This window comes from Amycolatopsis sp. NPDC059235 (genome assembly GCF_042754125.1).
GTDB lineage: Bacteria > Actinomycetota > Actinomycetes > Mycobacteriales > Pseudonocardiaceae > Amycolatopsis > Amycolatopsis albidoflava.
On sequence record NZ_JBHZAG010000103.1, the window covers coordinates 1 to 23,341 of the forward strand.

The 23,341-nt window shown below is 68.4% G+C and carries 24 protein-coding genes and 1 pseudogene; 12 read left to right on the forward strand and 13 right to left on the reverse strand.

Annotation, left to right across the window (positions count from 1 at the left end):
- The first annotated feature begins 168 nt into the window (after window positions 1-168).
- Window positions 169-933, forward strand: coding sequence for a protein phosphatase 2C domain-containing protein (locus tag ACFXI3_RS40525; protein ID WP_378406940.1), 765 nt, complete (start codon window positions 169-171; stop codon window positions 931-933).
- Between the two features lie 59 nt (window positions 934-992).
- Entirely contained in the window at window positions 993-1,676 is a 684-nt protein-coding gene (locus ACFXI3_RS40530) for a DUF998 domain-containing protein (RefSeq protein WP_344288071.1), read from the forward strand.
- Here the strand turns inward: ACFXI3_RS40530 and ACFXI3_RS40535 are convergent.
- On the reverse strand, window positions 1,654-2,682 hold the full coding sequence (locus ACFXI3_RS40535; RefSeq protein WP_378406942.1) for a D-cysteine desulfhydrase family protein: 1,029 nt from the start codon (window positions 2,680-2,682) through the stop codon (window positions 1,654-1,656). The two genes, ACFXI3_RS40530 and ACFXI3_RS40535, sit on opposite strands and share 23 nt — an antisense overlap.
- 52 nt (window positions 2,683-2,734) lie before the next feature.
- Window positions 2,735-3,325, reverse strand: coding sequence for a DinB family protein (locus tag ACFXI3_RS40540; RefSeq protein ID WP_378406944.1), 591 nt, complete (start codon window positions 3,323-3,325; stop codon window positions 2,735-2,737).
- A 104-nt stretch (window positions 3,326-3,429) separates the two neighbouring features.
- On the opposite strand from ACFXI3_RS40540, the gene ACFXI3_RS40545 reads away from it, so the two are divergent.
- From ACFXI3_RS40545 to ACFXI3_RS40555, 3 genes are read left to right on the forward strand one after another with little or no spacing between them, the layout of a single operon-like run.
- Window positions 3,430-4,806, forward strand: coding sequence for an amidase (locus tag ACFXI3_RS40545; RefSeq protein WP_378406946.1), 1,377 nt, complete (start codon window positions 3,430-3,432; stop codon window positions 4,804-4,806).
- A complete protein-coding gene (locus ACFXI3_RS40550) occupies window positions 4,773-5,351 on the forward strand; it encodes a TetR/AcrR family transcriptional regulator (RefSeq protein ID WP_370932372.1) in 579 nt (192 codons plus the stop codon). The genes ACFXI3_RS40545 and ACFXI3_RS40550 overlap by 34 nt, the downstream gene beginning before the upstream one ends.
- Before the next feature lies 1 nt (window position 5,352).
- Entirely contained in the window at window positions 5,353-6,204 is an 852-nt protein-coding gene (locus tag ACFXI3_RS40555; protein WP_378406948.1) for an oxygenase MpaB family protein, read from the forward strand.
- Here the strand turns inward: ACFXI3_RS40555 and ACFXI3_RS40560 are convergent.
- Complete coding sequence (locus ACFXI3_RS40560; protein ID WP_378406986.1) at window positions 6,180-6,716, reverse strand: CGNR zinc finger domain-containing protein; 537 nt, start codon at window positions 6,714-6,716, stop codon at window positions 6,180-6,182. The genes ACFXI3_RS40555 and ACFXI3_RS40560 overlap by 25 nt on opposite strands.
- Window positions 6,717-6,770: 54 nt before the next feature.
- On the opposite strand from ACFXI3_RS40560, the gene ACFXI3_RS40565 reads away from it, so the two are divergent.
- Entirely contained in the window at window positions 6,771-7,628 is an 858-nt protein-coding gene (locus ACFXI3_RS40565) for an alpha/beta fold hydrolase (RefSeq protein WP_378406950.1), read from the forward strand.
- On the opposite strand, the gene ACFXI3_RS40570 is transcribed toward ACFXI3_RS40565, so the two are convergent.
- Window positions 7,587-9,026 (reverse strand): amidase, encoded by a 1,440-nt coding sequence (locus tag ACFXI3_RS40570; protein ID WP_378406952.1) that lies wholly within the window; start codon window positions 9,024-9,026, stop codon window positions 7,587-7,589. The two genes, ACFXI3_RS40565 and ACFXI3_RS40570, sit on opposite strands and share 42 nt — an antisense overlap.
- 160 nt (window positions 9,027-9,186) lie before the next feature.
- Entirely contained in the window at window positions 9,187-9,447 is a 261-nt protein-coding gene (locus ACFXI3_RS40575) for a DUF397 domain-containing protein (protein ID WP_037712143.1), read from the reverse strand.
- Window positions 9,448-9,931: 484 nt separating this feature from the next.
- Here ACFXI3_RS40575 and ACFXI3_RS40580 point away from each other — a divergent pair, with 484 nt between their 5' ends.
- Entirely contained in the window at window positions 9,932-10,168 is a 237-nt protein-coding gene (locus ACFXI3_RS40580) for a hypothetical protein (RefSeq protein WP_344288058.1), read from the forward strand.
- A gap of 137 nt (window positions 10,169-10,305) precedes the next feature.
- On the opposite strand, the gene ACFXI3_RS40585 is transcribed toward ACFXI3_RS40580, so the two are convergent.
- On the reverse strand, window positions 10,306-10,893 hold the full coding sequence (locus ACFXI3_RS40585) for a TetR family transcriptional regulator (RefSeq protein WP_378406954.1): 588 nt from the start codon (window positions 10,891-10,893) through the stop codon (window positions 10,306-10,308).
- A 91-nt stretch (window positions 10,894-10,984) separates the two neighbouring features.
- Here ACFXI3_RS40585 and ACFXI3_RS40590 point away from each other — a divergent pair, with 91 nt between their 5' ends.
- Both ACFXI3_RS40590 and ACFXI3_RS40595 read left to right on the forward strand, forming a co-directional pair.
- Window positions 10,985-12,178 (forward strand): MFS transporter, encoded by a 1,194-nt coding sequence (locus ACFXI3_RS40590; protein ID WP_378406956.1) that lies wholly within the window; start codon window positions 10,985-10,987, stop codon window positions 12,176-12,178.
- Between the two features lie 19 nt (window positions 12,179-12,197).
- A complete protein-coding gene (locus ACFXI3_RS40595; protein WP_378406958.1) occupies window positions 12,198-12,581 on the forward strand; it encodes a nuclear transport factor 2 family protein in 384 nt (127 codons plus the stop codon).
- Window positions 12,582-12,614: 33 nt separating this feature from the next.
- Here ACFXI3_RS40595 and ACFXI3_RS40600 read toward each other — a convergent pair whose 3' ends face one another.
- Window positions 12,615-13,463, reverse strand: coding sequence for an SAM-dependent methyltransferase (locus ACFXI3_RS40600; protein ID WP_344288050.1), 849 nt, complete (start codon window positions 13,461-13,463; stop codon window positions 12,615-12,617).
- A gap of 120 nt (window positions 13,464-13,583) precedes the next feature.
- Here ACFXI3_RS40600 and ACFXI3_RS40605 point away from each other — a divergent pair, with 120 nt between their 5' ends.
- Window positions 13,584-14,738, forward strand: coding sequence for a glycosyltransferase (locus ACFXI3_RS40605; protein WP_378406960.1), 1,155 nt, complete (start codon window positions 13,584-13,586; stop codon window positions 14,736-14,738).
- Here the strand turns inward: ACFXI3_RS40605 and ACFXI3_RS40610 are convergent.
- Window positions 14,698-15,552, reverse strand: coding sequence for a helix-turn-helix transcriptional regulator (locus ACFXI3_RS40610; protein WP_093571970.1), 855 nt, complete (start codon window positions 15,550-15,552; stop codon window positions 14,698-14,700). The two genes, ACFXI3_RS40605 and ACFXI3_RS40610, sit on opposite strands and share 41 nt — an antisense overlap.
- A 282-nt stretch (window positions 15,553-15,834) precedes the next feature.
- Between ACFXI3_RS40610 and ACFXI3_RS40615 the strand changes: the two genes are divergently transcribed.
- Together ACFXI3_RS40615 and gndA are read left to right on the forward strand one after the other, a co-directional pair.
- Window positions 15,835-16,752: an MBL fold metallo-hydrolase gene (locus ACFXI3_RS40615; RefSeq protein ID WP_378406962.1), complete on the forward strand. Its 918-nt coding sequence runs from the start codon at window positions 15,835-15,837 to the stop codon at window positions 16,750-16,752.
- A gap of 56 nt (window positions 16,753-16,808) precedes the next feature.
- Window positions 16,809-18,245 carry an NADP-dependent phosphogluconate dehydrogenase gene (gndA, locus tag ACFXI3_RS40620; protein ID WP_378406964.1) on the forward strand — a complete coding sequence of 479 codons (1,437 nt, stop codon included), beginning with the start codon at window positions 16,809-16,811 and terminating at the stop codon, window positions 18,243-18,245.
- A gap of 92 nt (window positions 18,246-18,337) precedes the next feature.
- Here gndA and ACFXI3_RS40625 read toward each other — a convergent pair whose 3' ends face one another.
- The 5 genes and pseudogenes from ACFXI3_RS40625 to ACFXI3_RS40645 form a co-directional block, all read right to left on the reverse strand.
- Window positions 18,338-19,060 (reverse strand): Clp protease N-terminal domain-containing protein, encoded by a 723-nt coding sequence (locus ACFXI3_RS40625; protein ID WP_378406966.1) that lies wholly within the window; start codon window positions 19,058-19,060, stop codon window positions 18,338-18,340.
- Between the two features lie 60 nt (window positions 19,061-19,120).
- Window positions 19,121-20,335, reverse strand: coding sequence for an ATP-binding protein (locus tag ACFXI3_RS40630; RefSeq protein ID WP_378406988.1), 1,215 nt, complete (start codon window positions 20,333-20,335; stop codon window positions 19,121-19,123).
- Between the two features lie 147 nt (window positions 20,336-20,482).
- Window positions 20,483-20,839, reverse strand: a pseudogene (locus ACFXI3_RS40635) (helix-turn-helix domain-containing protein); the annotation flags it as partial.
- A gap of 91 nt (window positions 20,840-20,930) precedes the next feature.
- Window positions 20,931-22,103, reverse strand: coding sequence for a 4-hydroxybenzoate 3-monooxygenase (locus ACFXI3_RS40640; protein WP_378406968.1), 1,173 nt, complete (start codon window positions 22,101-22,103; stop codon window positions 20,931-20,933).
- A 12-nt stretch (window positions 22,104-22,115) separates the two neighbouring features.
- On the reverse strand, window positions 22,116-23,339 hold the full coding sequence (locus ACFXI3_RS40645) for an NAD(P)/FAD-dependent oxidoreductase (RefSeq protein WP_378406970.1): 1,224 nt from the start codon (window positions 23,337-23,339) through the stop codon (window positions 22,116-22,118).
- Window positions 23,340-23,341: the final 2 nt, after the last annotated feature.

The window sequence follows — 23,341 nt, forward strand, 5'->3', positions numbered from 1 at the left end:
CCACCCCTGGGTTTGGGGGGTCGTTTACAAGGCATCTTTCCCGCCTTGACAAGCACCCCCGAACCGTCAGCACAATCAAGCTTCGGGGTGCCCCACGCAACCCCCACGGCAAGGTCGCCGCCAGGCGACGAGCCAAACCCACCCCCAACGAGAGCTACAGTCAACGACGTGCCCGAGATCTCGACCGCCGAGCGAGCCGGAGTCGGTTCCGACGGCCACCCCCGCCCCACCGAGGACCACATCGCCCTCCTCCCCCACGCCATCCTGGTCCTGGACGGCGCCACCTCCCCCAGCCCGGACCTCCCCCCAGGCGGCTGGTACGCCCACCTCCTCCGCGACCAGCTAGCCCACGAACTAACCACCCACCCCCACCAACCCCTAACCACCGCACTGGCAACCGCAATCACCGAAGTAGCCAAAGCCAACGACCTAACCCCAGGAAACTCCCCCTCCAGCACAGTCTCAATCCTCCGCTGGACCGACCACGAAATCGAAGCCCTGGTCCTGGCCGACAGCCCAATAGTCGCGTTTGGACACTCCGGCGCCGACGTAGTAGCCGACGACCGCCTGATCTCCCTGCGCAACAACGGCCTCCTCCAAACCAGCAAAGACGTCCGCCGCCGCCGCAACGCCGAAGACGGCTTCTGGGTAGCCGAAGCCGACCCCTCCGCAGCCCACAAAGCAGTCCAACGCAGCTGGCCCCGCGAAGACATCAACGCAGTCCTGATAGCCACCGACGGCGTAGCAATCGGAGTCGACGAATACGGCCTCTTCAAGTGGCCAGAAGTCCTGCAACTAGCCAAAAGCAAAGGCCCGGAAGCAGTACTGGACGCGGTACGAGCCGCCGAGAACGACGACCCGCACGCCGTCCGCTGGCCCCGGGCCAAACGCCACGACGACCAAGTCCTCGTCCTCGCCGACTTCTCCGGGTAGGGGCTGAATCAGGGGTTTTCCCTGATCACGAAACGCCGCCGAGACGCCAATCTGGCTACATGGGGTACTCACGAGGCGTCCGCGGATGGCGCCTGACCGCGCTCGCCGCGATCGCCTGGGGGCTGTTCACGATCACGGTGCTGCACATCATCAGCTCGCACGATCCGATCTACGACACGCTTTCGAGCTACACGATCACCGACCGAGGGGAAGGCATGCTCGGGGCGAGCGTGCTGTCAGTGGCCGTCGGATCGCTCGCGGTGCTCGGGGCGCTGATCGCCGGCGGCGTGCCGATGACGTTCAGCACCAAGGCTTTGCTCATGCTGTGGGCGCTCGGACTGGCGGTCGCCGCGGTTTTTCCGGCCAGCTACCCGCCGAGCCCGAATCCGCTCAGCGGCGACATCCACCTGTACTCGTGCCTGGTCGCGTTCGCGAGCCTGCCCGGCGCGGCGATCACCATGCTGGAACCGTTGCGCGGCACGGCGGAGCGCGTGTTCGTGGTGCGCTGGCTGAAGTTCGGGCTCGCCGCGGTCGGGCTGTTCGCGCTGAGCTTCCTGTTTGTCCGCTTGGACGAAGCCGGGGTGCGGCCGTTCCACGTGCTGACCGAGGTGCTGCCGGTGGGCGCGACTCAGCGGCTCACGCTGATCGCGAACGTCGCCCTGCTGCTGGTCCTGCTCCGCATCGCCGTGCGGACCGAAACCGCGCGCGCCGCGGTGCTCGTCACTTCAGCGCCTCGGCCATGAATTCGGGCGCGTAACCGAACAATCCGGGGAGGCCTCCAGTGTGGACGAACACTACGGTCTCCTCGGGCGAATACCGTCCCGCCGCCGCCCATTCCACCAGGGCGGCGGCGGCTTTTCCGGTGTAGACCGGGTCGAGCACCACGCCCTCGGTGCGGCCGAACAACCGGATCGCTTCCCAGGTCCCCGACGCCGGAATGCCGTACCCCTCGCCGATCGTCGTGTCGTTCATCCACACGTGCTCGAGCTTCGGTGGGTCGAACCCAAGCAACTCCGCGGCCCCGGCCGTGAGGTGGGCCAAGTTGTCCACAGCCTCGTCGAGCGGGTGGCTGACGCAGGCGACGTCCAGGTCCAGCGAACCGAGCAGTTCCGTGCCGAGCGCGAGCCCGGCCGCGGTGGCCCCGCTGGCGTGCGGACCGACAATCCGGGCGTGGTCCAGGCCCAGCTCCGTCAACTGGGCCGCCAGCTCCCGGGTCGCGTCCACATAGCCGAGAACGCCGAGTGGGTCGGACCCACCGACGGGGACCGACCTCACTTTCCGGCCCTCGTCCGCCGCTTCGGCGAGCAGCCGTTCGTACGTCGCCGCAGACTCCGCGTCCGACGCGCCGATGTGCACCCGCGCACCGAAGAGATGGTCGAGCGGGACGTTGCCGGACCGCTCATACGCGTCGCCGGAGCGCGGCACCTCGGCGGTCAGCACCAGTTCACAGCGCAACCCGAGCTTCGCGCAGGCTGCGGCGGTCTGGCGGCCGTGGTTGGTCTGCAGCGCGCCGAAGGTGATCACGGTGTCGGCCCCGTCGGCGAGCGCCGCACCGAGGTGGAAGTCGAGTTTGCGCAGCTTGTTGCCGCCGACGCCGAGCGGGTGGACGTCGTCGCGCTTGAGCAGCAGCCGTGGGATGCCGAGCGCTTCGCCAAGCCGCGGTGCCGGGACCAGCGGGGTGGGCCCGTGGTGTAGACCTGCTCGCGGAAAGCCGTCGAAGTCGGGGAACCGGGCGAAGTCGAACGTCATCGATCCTCCGTGCGCTGGCCGGGGCTGATGGCTTGGAGTTTAGGTGCCTTTTTCAGCCGGCGGCCGGGTCCGCGGCCTTGGCTGCCCGCTCGATTTCGGCCCACCGGCTTTGCCAGAAGCCCTCGTCCCGACCGCTCCGCGCCATGGCAGCCAGGTCCATCTCGACCGCGCCGTCCAACTGCTCGCGCAGGATGTCGGCGTGCCCGGCGTGCCGGCTGGTCTCGGTCAGCATGTGGACAAGGACGTTGAACAGCAGCACCTCCGGGCGAGGCCACCAAGGCACGTAGCCGGGCGAGTCGATCGCGAGAGCGGCGATCGTCGCGTCGGCGTGCTCGCAGACGCGCTGGTAGCGGCTGGTGATTTCCTCGCGGGTCTCGCGTTCGGTCGCCCAGAAGTCGGCACCGCGCTGACCGAGGTCGTCCCATCGCGGGACCGGCTCGGGGAAGGGCCGGTCGAAAACCTCGCCGAAGTACCGGGCCTCGGCCAGCGCAAGGTGTTTGACCAGGCCGAGAAGGTTGGTTCCGGTCGGGGTCAGCGGACGGCGAATGGCGTATTCGGGCAGTCCGTCAAGCTTCCGGAGCATCGTCTGCCGGACCTCTTTCAGGTCGTCGTGCAGGTACTTCTTCGCGAAGTCATCGATCACCGGTCCGAGCTTGCCTGAATTTCGGCCACCGTGGTCAGGGGTGCTCTCCCGGCATCCGCCGTGATACGTTCGTTCGAGCGAACGAGAGAAACGGGGAGCCGCTGATGCCTTCCGCGACGACAGAATTCACGACCCTTGCCGACCAGGTCGCCGCCCTCGAGGCCGGCGACGTCACGGCCGTGCGGCTCACCGAACTCGCACTCAAGCGGGCCCACGCGAGCCAGCCGGTGCTCAACGCGTTCCGCGTCCTCCGTGACGAAGCCGCGCTCGCTGAGGCCGCCGAAGCCGATCAGCGCCGGGCCGACGGTGATCGCGCGCCCTTGCTCGGCGTACCGGTGGCGATCAAGGACGACGTCGATCTCGCCGGCCTGCCCACCGCGTTCGGATGCCCGGGCGACTTCCCGGTGGCCACCGCGGACGCGCCGGCGGTATCGAAGCTCAAGCAGGCAGGCGCGGTCATCATCGGCAAGACCAACACGCCTGAACTGGGCCAATGGCCGTTCACCGAGGGGCAGGCCTTCGGCGCGACGCGCAATCCGTGGCAGCCTGAGCACACGCCGGGCGGGTCGTCCGGCGGATCGGCCGCGGCGGTCGCGGCCGGCATCGTGGCCGCCGCGCTCGGATCGGACGGGGCGGGTTCGGTGCGCATCCCGGCGGCGTGGACCGGGCTCGTCGGGATCAAAACCCAGCGCGGCCGGATTCCGACCGACGGCGAACTGTTCCACGGCCTCACCGTCCTCGGCCCGCTCGCCCGGACGGTCGCCGACGCGGCCACACTGCTCGACGTCACCGCGGGCACCGGGACGTCGTTCCAGACCGCCGCGAGCCGCGAGCCTGGACGGCTGAGAATCGGTCTCTCCACCCGGATTCCCTTCACCGCCACCAAAACCAGGCTCGACCCGGTGGTCGAAGCGGCGGTGCGGCAGACCGCCGAAACGCTCGCCGGGCTGGGGCACGAGATCGTGCCGGTCGAACCCGGGTACGGCCTGATCGGCCTCACCTTCCTGCCGCGGTCGCTCACCGGCGTGCGCGATTGGGCCCGCCGCGTGCCGGAGCCGTCCGCGCTCGACCCGCGCACTCGCAGCAACGCCCAGCAAGGCGGGCTGCTCGCCGGGCCCGCGCTGAAACTCGCCCGCGCGCTCGAACCCGTGCTGCGCCGCCGGATCGGCGGGATGTTCGGCGACATCGACGTCCTGCTCACCCCGACCACCGCCACCCCGCCGCCCGCGATCGGCTCCTTCGACGGGCTTTCCGGCTGGCAGACCGACCAGACGATGATCGCCGCGTGCCCGTACGCTTGGCCGTGGAACGTGCTGGGCTGGCCCGGGGTGAACGTGCCTGCCGGACTGACCGCGGACGGGCTGCCGCTCGGCGCCCAGCTGCTCGGCCCGTCGCATTCCGAGGAGCGGCTGATTTCCGTTGCCGCGCAACTGGAAGAGGTGCTGCGATGGCCGGACCGACGTCCCGGGCCGGGGTGGTGAGCACCCGCGACGCGATCCTCCGCGCCACCCTGAAAGTGGTCGGCGAGCAGGGCGTCGGCGGGCTCACCAACCGGCGCATCGTCGCCGCGGCCGGGGTTTCGCTCGGCACGCTGACGTATCACTTCCCGAGCCAGACCGAGCTGTTGCGCGAGGCGATGCTGCTGTTCGCCGAGGAGGAAACGGCGAAGCTGGCGGGGATTGTCGAGGTATACCGGGAACAAGGGCTGAGCCTCGAACAAGCGGCGACCGTCGTGGAGCACGTGATCAAGCAGCTGCCGTTCGGCACGGACGAACTCGCGCCGCACGAGCTGTACCTGCAATCCGCGCGAGACCCCGGACTGCACGAAGCCTCGGCGAAATGCTTTGCCGCGTATGACGAATTGGCCGTCACGATTCTCACCGCACTCGGCCTGCCGGATCCGGAACGGGTGGCCGGGCCGGTGGTCGCGCTGATCGCCGGACTGCAATTGCGGCGGCTCGCGACTGGCACGGACGTTCCGGCCGCCGAGCCGTTGATGATGCTGTTGCACGGCGCCCGGGGCTGACGTGGCCCCGCCGGTCGTTCGCGGTACTGCGGCTTGGCGCTATTTCGGCGACTTCCGCGACGCTTTGCTCGCGGGGCAGGTGCTGGTGCTGCAGGTCGCACATCCGGTTGTGGCGGCTGGGGTGCGGGATCATTCGGACTACCGCGAGGATCCGTGGACCCGGCTGATGCGCACCGTCGCTTCATTGTCGATTTATGTGTACGGCGGAACAAAAGGCGCACAGGTCGAGGCCTCGCGGCTGCGAAGACTGCACCGGACTTTCACCGGAACCGCCGACGGCCGCCGCTACAGCGCGCTCGACCCCGGCGCGTACGCGTGGGTGCACGCGACACTGGTGATGGCTCCCGTTGAAGCGCAACGGTTTTTCGGCCGTCCGATGTCCACTTCAGAGCTTGCGGAGTACTACGCGCAGATGTGCGGCATCGGCCGGATCCTCGGCATCCGCGAGCGGTACCTGCCGCAGACCTGGCCGGAATTCGAGCAGTACTACCGGGAGATGATCGCCGGATTCGGACCCAACGAGACGATCAGCACGCTGTTCGAAACCATCGACACCGTGGGAAAACCGTTCGCCCGCATGTCGGACCGCCGGTGGTCGAAGCTCCAAAAAGGATATTCGGCCGGGCAGATGTTCCTTATCCGCGCGACGCTCCCGCCCGAGCTGCGTGACCGTCTTGGTCTGCGATGGACTGACGAAGACGCGCGCAAGTTCGCCCGGTTTTGCCGCGCGGCAAGGATGCTCGGCACCGTGATGCCGCCGTCGCTGCGCACTCTCCCGATGCGAGTGGTCGGCAAGCTGAACGTGTGGCTGCGCGAGCACCCGTGGGCTTACCGGTTTTTCGTGCGCTCGTAGTGCGCTCGGGCCTTCGCCCGGTTTCCGCAGCGGGACATCGAGCACCACTGCCGGGTGCGGCGCGGTGACGTGTCGACAAATCGCAGGCCGCAGTCGTTCGCTGAGCAGATTCGGATGTCCTCCACGCCGGTGGCGAGATCGACCGCGTCCGCGGCCAGCACCGCGAAGGCCGTGGCAACCGGATCCGCCGGAGCCGGCACTTCTCGCTGCAGCACGCCGTCTTTCACCAGGAGCCGGTCTGGTTTCGGTGCGGCGGCGAGAGCGTCGTTGACCAGCCGGACATCGGCGGCCAGCGGCTTGGCGGTCAGCAGCCGGTTCACCGCCTCGCGCAGTTCCTTCGCCGACGTCAGCTGAGCGGCGGTCGCTCGCAGACGACCGAACCCGGCCAGCTCAAGCCATTCCGCGAGCGCGTCCGGGCCGGTGAGCAGCTCGATGCCCTCCGGGAGATGCCGGGAGCGCAGCGTGTTCACCAGGTGCAGACACGGCCGCCCGGCGTCGAACACCCAATCCATGCCGCTCATTCTAACCATTGAAACCGGTGAGAACCCGCGCTACCGTCTAACCCCATGAGACGGTTAGAAGCAGCCATGGCCCAAGTGGACGATCTGCGCATGCACTACCTCCGCGGCGGCGACGGCCCGCCGCTCTTCCTCCTGCACGGCTGGCCGCAAACGTCGCACTGCTGGCACCGCGTCGCCGGGCCACTGACCGAAACGCACACCGTGATCGCCCCTGACCTGCGCGGATACGGACGCACCGACAAACCCCGCACCGGCTACGACAAGCGCACGATGGCCGCCGACGTCGCGAAGCTGGCCGAGCAGCTCGGGTTCGAGCGCGTCGCAGTGGCGGGCCACGATCGCGGCGGACGAGTCGCGCACCGCTGGGCACTCGACCGTCCAGACCAGGTCGAACGACTGGCCGTACTGGACATCGCACCAACGAGGGAGATGTGGCGGCGACTCGACCGCGACCTCGGCAAGGCCTACTGGCACTGGCTTTTCCACCTGCAGCCAGACCTGCCCGAACTGCTGGCCGGACAGAACATCGCCGCCTACCTCGGGTATTTCTTCGAGCGCTGGACCTTCCAACGCCACGGACTGCCCGCCGAAGACGTCGCCGAGTACGTGCGCGCCTTTGAAGCACCCGGCGCGCTCCGAGCCGGTTTCGACGACTACCGCGCCTCTTTCCCGGACGACGCCGAACTGGACGACGCCGACTACGCCGCCGGGAAACGCCTCACCCAGCCGGTACTGGCGATGTGGGGCAAGGCCGGCCTGCTCGGCAGCCTGCCCACACTGGACATCTGGCGCGCCTACGCGGACCACGTGACCGGCATCGGCCTCGAAGACTGCGGACACTTCCTCCCCGAGGAACAACCCTCACAGGTCGTGGCGCATCTGCGGGAATTCCTGGCCAGTTAACGAAATCCGCGCGAAACCCGCGCCCACGGCCTGCTCGATCGCCGCGCCGACCCGGAACGCCACGCTGTCGGCGTGCTTGCCCGCGACAACCTGAACTCCGGTCGGCACACCGTTGCCAGCCCAACCAGACGGCACGGCAAGCACCGGATGGTCACTGCAGACGTTAAACGCCGGAGTGAGCGAAGCGTCCGAAAAGTGTTCCAGCGCAACACCATTGACCACCACCTGCGCAGAAAGGTAATCCTCGCCAGCAGCGAACTCGGTGGCACCGAGGGTCGGCACGACAAGCGCGTCGAACTGGCCCAACACGGCGTCGAGGCGTTCACGGATCGCCGCTTCGACCGCGTGGCCGGTTTCCGCGTCCACAATGTTCTCGACACCTTTCCGCGCGAAAGCCTGGCAGTACGGCGTAATCACGCCAGGGTTCCGCCGGTCCAGTTCCAAGACTTCGGCAGCCAGTCCGGTCCCGAAGTGCGCCCACAGGGCCTGCTTGACCATGTCGAGCGTCCAGTCGATCTCGATCTCGGTCACCACCGCACCAGCGGACGCCAGCGCCTGCCCGACCGCGCGCGTGTTGGCCGCGACCTCCACATCCACCGGGAAGTCGCCAGGCACCGGACAGCACGCGACGCGGAGCCCGCCCACGTCACCCAGCGCCAGAGAAACCGCCGAGAGCCGCGAGTGCGGATCACGCGGGTCCTCGCCCGCCATGACGTTCTGCAGGAGAGCGCAATCGGCGACAGTCCGGGCCATCGGGCCGTGGTGGTAGTAGGTATCCAACCCAGCGGGCGGCAGGACCGGATTGCGGCCGTGCGGCGGCTTGAACCCCACAACGCCGGTGAAGGACGCGGGCGCGCGGAGCGAACCGCCGATGTCCGACCCAGTCGCGAGGAAAGCCGTACCAGCCGCCAGCGCCGCGCCCGAACCGCCGGACGAGCCGCCCGCCGCGGTCTGGAGGTTCCACGGATTGCGTGTCGTCCCCCAGCGTCGCGTGTGCGACAGCGGCATGCAGCAGAACTCGGACGTCGTCGTGCGAGCGTGCAGAATCCCGCCGGCCGCCTGGATCCGGCCGAGTCCGATCGCGGTCTCCCGCGCCAGCCGCGGCGGGCGCAGGAGGGTGCCGTCGGTGACTGGGTGCCCGGCCAACGGCTGTTCCTCCTTGGCAGCGATCGGCAGTCCTTCGAGCGGCCTCGGCTCGCCACCAGGCGCGTACCGCTTCTCCGCGACAGCCGCCGCCCGCAGCGCCTGCTCGAACATCTCCTCGGCGAACGCGTTGACGTCCGGCTCGACCCGCCCGGCCCGTTCCACGACCGCGCGCATCAACTCCACCGGCGACAGCTCCCGGGCCCGGAAGAGCCGCAGCGCTTCACCGGCGGAGAGGTAGTGGAGTGGGGTCATGGCGCGCTCCGTGGGGTCGGGCCGCTCAACCTACTCAGCAGGCGACCCTCGCCAAGCCGACATTCAGCCCACAACCCACGGTGACCAGAGCCGATCCACACTCCACCCGATCGAGTGACTGTTGGCGAATCGTTCTCCGTTGAGACCTCGCCGTGGTGGACTACTCGCTCGGCGGCAGGTCGAACTGACCAGCCTTGACCGCGACGAGAAAGGCGTCCCACTCGCCGCGGTCGAAGACCAGCACCGGGCTCGCCGCGAGCTTCGTGTCGCGCACGCCGATCAGGCCGGGACGGGAGAGGTTGACCTCGACACAGTTTCCGCCGTTGGGCTCGCTCGCGAACGACTTCGCCCAGGCCGCGGCCGCGAACAGCGACTCCGCCGTGTCCGGGTCGTAATCCTGGGGCGACGGATAATCCGCCATGGGTCGTCCACCTCCGAGCCTTGTGCAGGGCGTGCGGTCTGGTGCACGTCCCCGGCTTCTTTGCGTCACTACGGAGCAAACCGCAGGGCCAAGCGGGTGATCAACTCGACCCGATCTCGACATGAAGATTATTCCAGGAGTAGGATTAATCGCAGCGATCGGGGCGTCAGTGGTGAGTGAATGGCTTGCGACATTCAGCCCAACACCGGCAGCACCGGCCCGGGCACCCGGCCCGGGCAGCGGAACAGCTGCGAGATATCGGGAGGAGTGCGGATGCGAGCCGACCCGTTCGGCCCGGCCAGGAGCCGATCCGCCCGCCTTTCCGGGATCCGCACTGGTCCAGGTGCTGCGACGACCCTGCGGAGACGCCGCAACGGAGCGGTTTCCCTGGTGCCCGGCGTTGACCCGTCGAGCACGTACCACCCCGATCCGTCCGGCGCCGACCCGCGCCGGTTCCCGTTATCCGAACTGGGGGTGTGATCCCATGGCCGTCCGGCTTACCACGCTTTTCCGCCGTGAGGACGAACACACTCGCGGCCGGCGTGGGATCAATCACGAATTGCGCAACCGGTTCGGGTTCAGCCTGATCCAGGCCCCGCTGCGCAGCCCGATGGTTGTGGACACCGAAATCGAAGTACCCGCTCCGCGCCAAGCGGACACCGTCCACGCCACCCGCCACCGTCGCGAGACACGAGTGCCGATTCTCCACGGACTCGGCTGAACCGCCGCCGTCCGCATCGTCCACGCTCCCCGGCACGCCTTGCCCGGGGAGCGTTTTCGTGTCCGGGGAAACGCGTCAACTGGTCGAGACCACTGCTCGCGGTCTAGACCGCCACAGAGGTCTGGACCAAACTCCGGTCAGTCCGCGGACTCGGGCCGCTCGCGGGGCTCCCCGGCCATCGCCCGAACCGCCGCCGAGACCCGCGCCCCGAGCTGGTCCAGCGAGTAATCCTCCCCCAGCACCATGCGGCGCAGCTGTGGCATCGACAGACTCCAGCCGACCAGGCCCATCGTGAAGAACAGCAACGCCTTCGGATCCTCGCCGCCCGCGAGCGCGGTTTCCGCGGCCGCGACCTTGTCCAGGTAATGCCGGGTCCGGGCCGCTTCCTCGGGCACCGGCTCGTCGCCGATCTCCAGCGCTTCCCACAGCAGCAATCGCAGCGCTTCGGGGTGGGCTCGGTGGTACTCGAACAACGCGCCCGCGTACGCGCCGAGGTCCGCGTCGCTCGCGGGCGGGACGGCTTCGGCCAGTTCGGTCATCAGCCGCTCCAGCACAGCCGCGAACAACGCCTTCTTGTCGCCGAAGTAGTCGTAGATCGCCCGCTTGTTGGCTTCGGCGGCCGCCGCGATGCGGTCGACCCGGGCGCCGGCCACCCCGTACGCGGCGAATTCGGCCGACGCGGCGGCGAGGATGCGGTCCTTGGTCGCGGCTGAGTCGTAGGCCATGCATCCAGGGTAACGAACCAGTTCGTTTGACAGTCGCGAGCGCCGCCTCCTAACATCCGAACTAACTAGTTCGATCGAATTGGAGGCCCTGATGACCACGACGGAAAGCCCGCCGCTGGCCCGGCCGCTGCTGTTCGGAGCGATGGCGGTGTGCAGCGGAGCGACCGTCGCGAACGTGTACCTGGCGCAGCCGCTGCTCACGGTGTTCGCGAGCGAGTTCGGCGGCTCGGCGTCCTCGGCCGGGCTGGTGGTGACGTGCGCGCAATTCGGCTACGCGGCGGGGATCCTGTTCCTGGTGCCGCTCGGCGATGTCCGCCGCCGTCGTCCGCTGCTGACCGTGCTGCTCGCCGCGACGGTCGCCGCGCTGCTGCTCGCGGCGGTCGCGCCGAGTCTGTCGATGGTGGCGGCGGCCGCGGCGCTCGTCGGCGGGTTCACCGTGATCCCGCAGGTATTGGTGCCGCTGGCCGCGGAATTGGCACCGCCGGAGAAGCGGGCTTCGGTGGTCGCCGGGGTCCAGATCGGGTTGATGACCGGGATCATCGGCTCCCGGGTGATCGGCGGTGCGGTCGGCGAAGCGGCCGGCTGGCGTGCGGTGTATCTGCTCGCGGCCGTGCTGACCGCGGCCTCCGGACTGGTGACCGTCGCACTGGTGCCCCGTGAGCCCGCCCGGGCGAACGGCGTCGGGTACGGGCAATTGCTGGCGTCGCTGCCTCGCTTGCTGCGCGGCGAACCCGTGCTGCGCCAGTCCTGTCTGCTGCACGCGAGTTTGTTCGGTGCCTACAACGCCACCTGGACCTCGCTGGTCCTGGTGCTCACGCACGATCCGTACCGCTTCAGCACCGCGACCGCCGGATTGTTCGGCCTGCTGGGATTGGCGGGCGCGTTCGCCGCGCCGTGGGCGGGCCGGTACATCGACCGGCGCGGCGCGTTGCCGATCGTCACCGCGGCGCTGCTGCTAACGCTGGGCTCAGCGGGTGCCTACGCGCTCGGCCAGGTCTGGCTGGCGTTCCTCGTCGCGGCGATCGTCGCGGTCAATATCGCCGTGCAATGGAGCCAGATCGCCAATCAAGCCCGCATTTTCGCCCGGCTTCCCGACGCGCGCAGCCGCGCCAACACCGTCTACATGGTGGCGGTTTTCCTCAGCGGCGCGCTGTGCGCGGCGCTGGCCGCGGCCTGCTACTGCACGTTCGGCTGGCTTGGAGTCTGTGTCCTGCAAGGAATCCTCGCCGTGGCCGGCCTCGCGGTGCTGCCCGCCGCACGCCGTTACGACCGAAATTTCGCCTGAATACCAAGGAGAAGGCCAGATGCTCGCCATGCCCCCTGCCGTCACGCAGTTCTTCACCGCGTCCCAATCCGGCGACGCGGACGCCTGGGCCGGCGCGTTCGCCGCCGACGGCGTCTTCCACGATCCGGTCGGCGAGCCGCCGATCGTCGGCCGCGCCGCGATTCGCGAGTTCATCGCGTCGGTGCTGCCGAACTTCAGCCCGTTCCTCGGCCTCACGCCGCGCGAGGCGCACGCCGTCGGCGGATCGGTCGCCGTTTCCTGGAGCGGCGCGGCCGTCACCGGCAGCGGCGTCCCGGTCAACTGGTCCGGCATCAACGTCTACGACCTCGACGAGGACGGCCTGATCAGCGAGGCCCGCGCCTACTTCAACCGGGCGATCTTCCAAGTCCAGCTCACCGGATGACGCCCGGGGCCGGAGCCGGGCGGCTCCGGCCCGTCAGGGCTTGCGGCCCAGAGCGCAAATCCCGCCGCTGAACGAAGGATCGTCCGCCATCCGCGCGCTCGCCGTCGTTTCGCCCGCCTCCGGATGCCAGTCCGACACCCACGCGATGCCCGGCTCCACCAGTTCCAGCCCGGAGAAGAACTCCCCGAACTCGGCCCGCGAGCGGTAGTGGAACGGCGTGCTCGACTTCTGGTACTGCTTGTGGATCGCGTCGCGGCGTTCGCCGTCGTTCGTCGGGACGCCGTCGTCGGTCAGGTGCGAGGACAGGAAGTACGAGCCGGACGGCAGCAGCGACAGGTACTTCTGCACGATCTCCAGCGCCGGCTCGTCGCGGCCGACGAAGTACAGCACTCCGACCATGATCAGGCCGATCGGCCGCTTCGGGTCGAGTACGCCGGTGTCGAGCGCGCGCGGCCAGACGTCGGCCGGGTTGCGCAGGTCGCCCTGCAGCACCGCGTGCCGGTCGGCGACGCCGTCTCGTTCCAGCAGGATCTGCGAATGCGCGACGGCCACCGGCTCGTTGTCGACGTAGACGCAGCGCGCGTTCGGGTTCACCGACGTCGCGATCTCGTGCACGTTGCCGACTGTCGGCACGCCGGAGCCGATGTCGAGGAACTGGTCGATGCCCTGCTCGGCCATGTACCGCACGCCGCGGCCGAGGAACTCGCGGCCGGCCTTGGCGATGGTCTTGATCATCGGAAAGGTCTGGACCGCTTTTTCGCCGAACTCGCGGTCGATGGCCCAGTTGGCGGTGCCGCCGAGGAACCAGTCGTAGATCCGCGCCGCGTTCGGCCGATCGAGGTCGACGCCCTCCGGGGCTTCCGGATCCGGTGCCTGAGTCATCAGCTTCCCCTTCCGTGCGGGTACCAGTGTGCCCACTCGCCGCGCCCGCGCGCCGCCGCCCCCGGCAATCGCCCGAAAATGCCACGACTGAAGTACATCCGGGCCACTAGGTTGCGAGGGATGCGCATCCTCTTCTCGTTCGTCGGCGGTCGCGGCCACTGGGATCCGATGGCACCGGTCGCGCGAGCGCTCCTCGCACGCGGCCATACCGTAGCTGTCGCGGGCGGCGGTTCGCACGTGCCCGCGCTGGCCAAAGCCGGATTCACGACCTTCGCGGTCAACGAACCGCGCGAGGTCGAGGTGACGCGACAGCCGATGCCGCCGGTCGATCCGGCGCGCGACGACTGGGAAATCCGGGAACTGTTCGCCCGCCGTGCGACTCAGGAACACGTGCCGGTGCTGCTGGAGATCGCCCGCGAATGGCGGCCGGACCTGATCGTCCGGGACGAAGTGGACTTCTCCGCCGCGATCGCAGCCGAAGTAGTCGGCCTGCCGTGCGCCACCGTCCTGGTGCTCGCCGCCGGAACGTTGCTGCGCAAGGAACTCCTCGCCGAGCCGCTCGCCGAGGCCCGCGCCGCGCACGGTCTGCCGGACGACCCGGAGCTCGAAATGCTGACCCGCGGCCAGGCGCTCTCGCCGATCCCGCCGTCCTTTCGCGACCCCAGTTCGCCACTGCCGCCGGGCGCTTTCTCGTTCCGCCAAGGAGATCCGGTCGCGCCCCGCCGGCCCGCCGAGAAGCCGCACGTGTACTTCACGCTCGGCACCAACTTCAACCTCGAGTCCGGCGATCTCATCGAGCGCACTCTCGCCGGGTTAGGCCACTTGGACGCCGACGTGACCGCCACTGTCGGCACCCAGATCGACCCCGCCGAGTTCGGGCCGCAACCGCCGCACGTCCGCGTGGAACGGTTCGTCCCGCAGGCCGAACTGTTGCCGCGCCTCGATTTGATGATCTCGCACGCCGGGTCCGGCAGCGTGATCGGCGCGCTTTCGCACGGCCTGCCCTCGCTGCTTTTCCCGATGGGCGCGGATCAGCCCGGCAACGCCCGCCGCTGCACCGCGCTGGACGTCGGGCTCGCGCTCGACCCGGAAACGTCCACACCGGACGAAATTCGCCAAGCCGCCGCGAAAGTACTCGCCGACCCCAGCTATCGCGAGGCCGCGCAACGCATGCAGGCGGAGATCAACGCCCTGCCCGATGCCGCGGAGACCGTGCCCGTGCTCGAAGCGCTGGTCACATCATCTGCGAACGGTAGCTTTCCGCCAGCTCCTTGAGGAACTGCCGCGTCTCGCCCCGTTCCAAGGCGGCGCCGCGCAGCCGGTCCCACGAGTCCACGAAGATGTTGAAGTCCTTCACGTCGTCGAGGTACAGCCCGCCCGCGGAGTGTTCGATGTAGACGAAGTCGCGCGTGCGGTCCGGGAACCGCATGATCGTGAAGTCGTTGGGCACCGCGGCGAGCTTCGCGCCGAACGGCAGCACGTGCACGTACACCCGCGGGTGCCGGTCGAGCGCGAGCAGGTGCTCCACCTGGTCCAGCATCACCGCGGGTGCGAACCCGCCGGGCGCGCGGCGCAGCGCGCCCTCGCTGATGATGAACCGGTAGTACGGCGGCTGCTGCTGGTCGAACACCGCCTTGCGGTCGAGCCGGTTGCGCACGAGCGACGTGACGTCGGTGGCCCCCGCCTCGGTGAACTGCTTGAGCATGTAGTGCTCGGACTGCAGCGGCCCCGGCACGCGCTCGCCGTGCCAGGTGAGGATTTCCGCGGCGGCGGGCTCGAGGTCGGTGAAGGTGCGGAACCAGTGCGGCACCACCGACCGGTAGCCCGACCAATGGCCGCGCTGCCCGGCCGCGGCCCGGGCCAGGTTCATCAGAGTGTCGGCTTCTTCGCCGTTGATCCCGAACGCGTTCAGCATGGTCCGCACATCTCCGAGCTTGACCCCCACCGCACCGGACTCGATCTTGTTGACCTTGCCCTGGGTGCAGCCGAGTACCTCGGCGACTTGCTGCTGCGTCATCTTCGCGGCGTTTCGAGCATGCCGGAGCTCGTTGCCGAGCTGCTTGCGGCGCGAGGTGACGGTGCTCGCCATCTCCCCTTGCTCTCCTGAACACTACTGCCGACGGGCTTTCCGCCGGACCGCGAACTACGAACCACCCAGGCCACTGCGACCCAACGGAGTTCGATGATGACACCCGGCAGCGTTTCAGGAAATGCACGAGAACGCCAGTCACCCGGCATGTCACCCTGCCGGAGCAGTGGATTCCGGGCGCCGCGGACATCTCGGCTACTCCATTCGGACTAAGAGGAGACTTCCGGGCACAGCTGCACAGCTGAGGCCCCACGTCGGCGGCATGGGCGGCATAGTGTCGGCGTGATCGATCGATCCCCTGGCGCGGCTAGCGTCAAACAGCTGGCAGAGGGCGCGTTCGGCTATGTCCAGCCCGACGGTTCCTGGTTCATCAACAACTGCGGCTTCGTCGCCGCCGACGGGCACGCTGTGCTTATCGACACATGCGCGACCGAACGGCGTACGCGCGCACTCCTTTCGGCCGTCGGCGACACCGTCGGCCCGGTCACGACGCTCGTCAACACGCATCACCACGGTGACCACACCAACGGCAACTACCTCGTCGGCGGAGCCACCGTCGTCGGCCACCGCAAGACCCGCGAGGCGCTGCTGGCCGACGGGATCCAGCGGTACGAAGGCGTCTTCACCGACAGCGATTGGGGCAACCTCGAACTGCGCGTGCCCGACCTGGTCTTCGACGACACCGTCACTCTCTACGCCGGACAGACCCGGATCGACCTCATCCACCCCGGCCACGCCGCGCACACCACCAACGACGTCCTGGTCTGGCTGCCCGAGCAGCGCCTGCTCTACTCGGGCGACCTGGTGTTCAACGGCGGCAGCCCGTTCGCGCTGATGGGGTCGGTCGCCGGCTGGCGGGCCGCGCTGAACGTGATCCGCGAGCTCGACCCGGCGGTCATCCTGCCCGGCCACGGCCCGGTGTGCGGACTCGAAACGGTGGACTTGGTCGACGACTACCTGGAGTTCGTCCAGTGCACCGCGGAAACCGGCAAGGCGGCCGGGCGCTCGCCGCTGGAGCAGGCGAAGGCGACCGACCTCGGCCGGTTCGCCGAGCTGACCGAACAGGAGCGCCTCGCCGGAAACCTGCACCGGGCGTACGCCGAACTCGACGGCGAAGGGTGGGGTGCGCCACTCGATCCGGTGGCTCCGCTGAAGGACATGCTGGCCTGGAACGGGGGCCCGATCCGCTGCTTCTCGTGAGCACCGGTTTTGTGGCTAGGCTCGGAATCCGGCAGAGGTTTTCGGAAAGGTTTCGGATGAGCAAGAAGGCGAGCATCGGGGTCACCGGCCTCGCGGTCATGGGCCGCAACCTGGCGCGGAACCTGGCCCGGCACGGGCACACGGTCGCCCTGCACAACCGCTCCGAGGAGCGCACCCGCTCGCTCGTCGAGCAGTTCGGCGACGAGGGCGACTTCATCCCGGCGTACTCCGCGCAGGAGTTCGTCGACGCGCTGGAGCGGCCGCGGCAGATCGTGATCATGGTGAAGGCGGGCGGCCCGACCGACGCCGTCATCGAGGAGTTCGCGCCGCTGCTCGAGCCGGGCGACGTGATCGTGGACGCGGGCAACGCGCACTTCGCGGACACCCGCCGCCGCGAGCAGGCGCTGCGCGAACGCGGCCTGCACTTCGTCGGCACCGGTGTGTCCGGCGGCGAGGAAGGCGCGCTGCACGGGCCGAGCATCATGCCCGGCGGGTCGAAGGAGTCCTACGAGTCGCTCGGCCCGCTGTTCGAGGACATCTCGGCGAAGGTCGACGGCGAACCGTGCTGCACGCACGTCGGCGCGGACGGGGCCGGGCATTTCGTCAAAATGGTGCACAACGGCATCGAGTACGCCGACATGCAGCTGATCGCGGAGTCGTTCGACCTGCTCCGCGGCGCGGCGGGCTACTCGCCGGCGGAGATCGCCAACGTCTTCGGCACCTGGAACACCGGGCGGCTCGACTCGTACTTGATCGAGATCACCGCCCAGGTGCTCAAGCACGTCGACAGCGCGTCCGGCAAGCCGTTCGTCGACGTGGTCGAGGACGCGGCGGAGCAGAAGGGCACCGGCCGCTGGACCGTGCAGATCGGGCTCGACCTGGGCGTGCCCATCAGCGGCATCGCGGAAGCGGTCTTCGCACGGTCGCTGTCCGGGTCCACGGGGTTGCGTTCGGCCGCGCGCGGCTTGGGCGGTCCGACGCGCACGCCGCTCACCGGGTCCGCGCTGGAGACCTTCGCGGACGACGTCGAGCAGGCGCTGTACGCGTCGAAGGTGGTCGCGTACGCGCAGGGCTTCAACCAGATCCAGGCCGGTGCGGCGGAGTACGGCTGGGACATCGACCTGGGACGGGTCGCGTCGATCTGGCGCGGCGGGTGCATCATCCGGGCGAAGTTCCTGAACGACATCACGTCCGCCTACGCCGCGGAGCCGGGTCTCCCGACCCTGCTCACGTCCGGCGGTTTCCGGGCAGCGGTCGAAAACGCGCAGGACTCGTGGCGTTCGGTGATCTCGACGGCGGTCCGCCTTGGCATCCCGACGCCCGGCTTCTCGACCGCCCTGGCGTACTACGACGGCCTCCGCGCGGACCGGCTGCCGGCCGCGCTGGTGCAGGGACAGCGCGATTTCTTCGGCGCGCACACCTACCGGCGGGTCGACCGTCCGGGCTCGTTCCACACCCTGTGGGCCGGAGACCAATCTGAGGTCGAAGCCTGATTTTTGGTGCCGCAGAAGGGCTCTCCCCTCTTTGGGGAGAGCCCTTCGCTATATCAGGGTCAAGACGAACAGCACCGCGAGCGCGACGGCGATCATTTTTGCAACGTGCTGAGAATTTCCGCGAGGAATTCCTTGATCTTCGTTTCGGCGTGTTCCTTGTCGACCCCCAGTGCGGCAAGGACTTCGTAGCCCGCGCCCTCGCCCTGTTCCAGCAGGGCGAGGAGGATGTGCTCGGTGCCGATGTAGTTGTGCCCGAGCCGCAGCCCCTCGCGCAGGGTGAGTTCGAGCGTCTTCTTGCCCGCCGGAGCGAACGGCACCTTCTCCGGCACCTGGTCGACCGGCTCCGGCAGCTTCGCCACGGCGGCTTCCCTGACCGCGTCGAGAGTGATCCCCTGCGCGACGATCGCGCCGGCGGCCAGCGCGTCGGGCTCGGAAAGCAGGCCGAGCAGCAGGTGAACGGTGTCGATCTCGGGGCTCTTGCCGTCGATGGCCGCCTGCTGAGCCGCGACGACGACGTGCCGCGCCCGGTCGGTGTAGCGGCCGAACATCCGTTGTATCCCGCCGGATGAATCGTCGCTCTTCGGCACGAATCTCTTCTGGGCGGCTTGTTTGGTTACGCCCATACTGGCCCCGATGTCGGTCCAGGAAGCCCCACTGCGCCGCGCCTGGTCGACGAAGTGGCCGATCAGGTGGTCCGCGACGTCGCCGAGATGCTGGCCGACGTACACGGCGTCGGTGAGCTGGGCGAGGGCGTCTTTGTCGTTGTTCGCCTTGATGGCGCTGATGAGGTCGTCGAGTTTCACTGAGTCGGTCATGGCGTCAACTGTAGGTTGACGATTGAGGTGCGTCAACCCTTGGTTGACCAGGTGTCAGGGTTATTCGCCGAGCATGACCTTGCTGGTGCGTCGGTAACGAGCATTCGGACTGCGCGGCGACTCGCCGATCAATTCGACCAATCCCTCGTCTCGCAAGACCCGCAACCAGCGGGACACGGTCTTGTCCGGCATGTCGAGCACCGCCGCCATTTCCGCCCGGGCCAACTCGGCAGCGCCCAGGGCATCCAGCACCTCACGTCGCCGATCCCGCCTACCCGGCGGCCGAAGACCGGTACCGACCGAAGCGACGAGTTCATAGCGTGCCCACCGTCGGCTTCCGGTCTGTCGCAGCAGGCCACGCGCCACCAGATCGCCGAGTTCGGCAGTCGCGCGCCGCGAGTCCACCCCGGTCGCACTTCGGTAGGAATGGTTGTCCAGGACGTCTCCGGCTTTGCTCATGGCCAGTCCGAGACACTGGCTGTCGGTCAGCCCGTACTCGCCGAGTCGTCGGATCCAAGCGACGACCTCGTCGCTGATCAATGCGTGGCTGGGGAATTCGACCCGGAAAAAGGAAATCTTGTCGACGAACCGCGGCGGACTCAATGAGGCGTCCCGCAACGCCATCAGCATCGTGCGGATTCCCGAGCCGCGGTTCTCGCACACGGTGCGCGCCGTGCCCGGCAACGGCACATCCTCGAGAAGCTTGAGCAAGGTAGCGTTCCGCGCCGAAGAAACACCTTCCTCCCCCAAGGTGTCTTCAGTGACCGGCCCGTAGAGGCCGCCGGGATTGCGGATGACGAGCCGGTCCGGGTACATCTCGATCTGCACCTGGGTACCGCGAGATTCCGACGAATAATCGCGATGAGCCAACGCATTGACCACAGCCTCGCGCAGCGCTGGTTCTGGGTACTCCCAGCTGTCAATGCGCCCGGCACCGCGCACCGTCGCCCGGCGTGACATGTTCGCACGAAGCACAGCCAGCGCGTCACGAACCATCGTGGGGATCGATCCCTCGAGAACCCGGTTGTCGAGGAATCTGTCTCCAGTGCGGAGATCCGCCCCCTCCGGCGTCGGGTAATGCACAAAGGAAATCATCAGCTGAGGGAAGAAGTGCTGCGGATAGCGCCCGAGTGCCAGCAATCCCGCGACAGTCACTCGATCATCGACGAGAACCTTGACCCTGCGCAGAACGTCTTCTCGCGAAAGGTCCGCGAACGCGTAGGGCCTCTGCTGTTGAAGCCGCCCGACGAACGTCGAGACGAGTTCGGAGTCCAAGTCGGCAAGATCTGCTTCAGCGACCGGTTCCTCATCGTCTCGCGGCTGCCCCCGGTTGGCCACCATGAGGTGGACCTCGTAGCCGCTGAGCCGCCGGTCCCCGTCGCCGACCCGGACGTAGCTGCCCTGTGCCATTCCGAGCCGCTTGGCGAAACAAGGCCTGCTGCGACTGTCGAGGGCGGGAACCTCGGCGACAACGAGGTCCGCACCCTCGAAACGGTGAGTTTTGATCAAGGGCCGCAGCGGCGGCTCCATCTCGTCGGCGCAGACCGCGGACAGGTCGGCAGTCATTTTCGCCGGGTCGCGCACGCTGTTCGCACTGAACCCCGAGGTCTCGTCGAGCCCGAGAATCAGAACTCCACCTCGCGTATTGGCGAACGCGGAGACCGTGTCCCTGACCGACTTAGGCAGGCGATCCTCAGCGCGTTTGGCTTCGACGTCGGCATCGTCGCCGCCGAGCCGACGAAGGTTGCCGACAATCTCCGCCAGCTCGTCGTCCAGCATCCTGCCCCCGCTTACCTCTGCATGCTCACTTGCTTGCTCACTTTAACCTAAGTGAGCAAGCAAGTGAGCATGCAGCCATCGATGGGCGCGCTCAGGCGAACGGCAACCCCACGTAGTTCTCCGCCAAACTCGTCGCCGCTGCCCTCGACGAAGCCGTGTACCGCAGTTGCGACAGCTGCAGCCGCTGAGCGAAAGCGTCCGCCCCCGGGTCGACATGCAGCATCGTCGTCATGAACCACGAGAAGTGCTCCGCCCGCCACACCCGACGCAGGCAAGTGTCCGAATAGGACTCCGCCAGCGCCGAATCCCCCTGCAGCAAAGCGACCAAAGCCCGCGACAACGCCACGACATCCGCGACAGCCAGGTTCATCCCCTTGGCCCCAGTCGGCGGCACGATGTGCGCCGCATCGCCAGCCAGGAACAACCGGCCGTGGCGCATCGGCTCCGTGACGAAGCTGCGCATCGGCGTGATGCCCTTGTCCAGGATCGGCCCCTCCTGCAGGGTGAACTCCCCGTCAACAGCCAGGCGCGTCGACAGTTCCGCCCAGATCCGGTCATCCGACCAGGCCGCCAGGTTCTCCGCCGGATCAACCTGCAGGTACAGCCGCGTGACGTCCGGGGAACGCATGCTGTGCAAGGCAAAACCCCGCGGATGATGGGTGTAGATCAGCTCCTCGTGCGACGGCGGCGTCTGCGCCAGCACTCCCAGCCAAGCGAAGGGGTACTCCCGCTCGAAAGTAGTCAGCACAGCGTCCGGAATGGACGGACGCGAGACACCGTGGAAACCGTCGCAGCCCGCCACGGCGTCGCATTCCAGGGTTTGCCAGGCACCAGAGGAATCCCGGTAGCGCACAACAGGGCGCGAGGTATCCAAAGAGGACAGTGAAACTTCCGAAACCTCGAAGTGCAGCGGAAGATCCGCGGCCTCGTGCGCGTCCACGAGGTCCTTCACGATCTCCTGCTGCCCGTACACCGTGATCGCCTTGCCGGTCAGCTCGGTGAGCGCGATGCGATGGTCGGCACCGTCGAACCGAAGCGAGAAACCCTCGTGCGGCAAGCCTTCCGCTGCCAACCGGCCACCAAGACCGATCTCCGTGAGCAGGTCGACTGTCGGTTGCTCGCACACCCCGGCGCGCACGCGTTGCCGCACGTACTCGCGGTCGCGGGCTTCGAGCACGACAGCCTCGACCCCGGCCTGGTGCAGCAAATACGACAGCAGCAGCCCGGCCGGGCCGGCACCGATCACGGCGACCTGCGTGCGCAACGGAACCTCCGATCAAGCCGCGGTGCGCGACTTCAGGTGTGCTTTCAGATCGAACGAGCTGGCTTCCAAATCCGCGTACGCCGGATGCGGTTCGGCGGCGAACAACCGGCGGGCGGCGATGTGGTCCGGCGCGCGGTTGACCGACTCGACGGCGATCAGCACGTCATCGCGGAAGGACAGCACGGAGAACTTCCCGGCGTCCCGATCACCGGTGACCACGGTCCGGTCGGCGGCTCCGAGAATGCCCGCGATCTGCAGTTTCGCGCCGGTCTGGTCGGTCCAGAACCACGGCAGGCTGTCGTAGCGCGCCGGTTCCCCGGCGATCGCCGCGGCAACCGATCGTGCCTGGTCAACGGCGTTCTGCACGGATTCCAGCCGAGTCGCGGCACCGGCCTGCACGCACGGGAAGCACGCGCAGTCGCCGATCGCGAAGATCTTCGGATCCTCGGTACGCAAGTGTTCGTCGACCACCACGCCATTGCGCACCTCAAGCCCAGCCGCCTCGGCGAGCGCCGTCTCCGGCAGCACGCCGACCGCGACGACCACGAGGTCGGCAGGCAGCCGTTGCCCGTCGGAGAGTTCAACCGACTCCACGCGGCCAGACCCGTGCAGCGCGGTAACACCGACACCCAGCAACAACGTGTGCCCGGCCGCCCGGTGATGTTCGGCGAAAAATTCCGAGATCTCCGGCGACGCGACCCGCGCGAGCAGCCGGTCCTGCGCCTCCACCACGGTGACCGGACGGCCGGCGTGCGCGGCGAACTCCAGCCCGATGAACCCGCCGCCGATCACCACGACGTCGCCCGCCGCGTCCAGCGAAGCCCGCAGCCGGTCGGCGTCCGCGCGCGTGCGCAGCGTCAGGACGCCTTCGAGGTCGGCGCCTGGCACCGGCAGCGCACGATTGCGCGCGCCGGTGGCCAGCACCAAATGGTCGTAACCCAGCTCCGTGCCGTCCTCGAGCCGGACCTTCGCCGCGTCGCGGTCGATCGCGGCGGCCCGGCCGCGGACCAGCTCGATCTCCTTCTCGGCGAAGTAATCCTCGGGCCGCAGCACCAGCTGCTCGACGCCCGCGCTGCCCGCCAGATACGCCTTCGACAGCGGCGGCCGCTGATACGGCACCCCCGGCTCGTCGCCGACGAGAACCACGCGGCCGGCGAACCCCTTGTCGCGCAAGGACGCCGCGGCCTGGAACCCGCTTTGCCCACTGCCGACGACGAGAACGGTCTCGGTGCTCATCT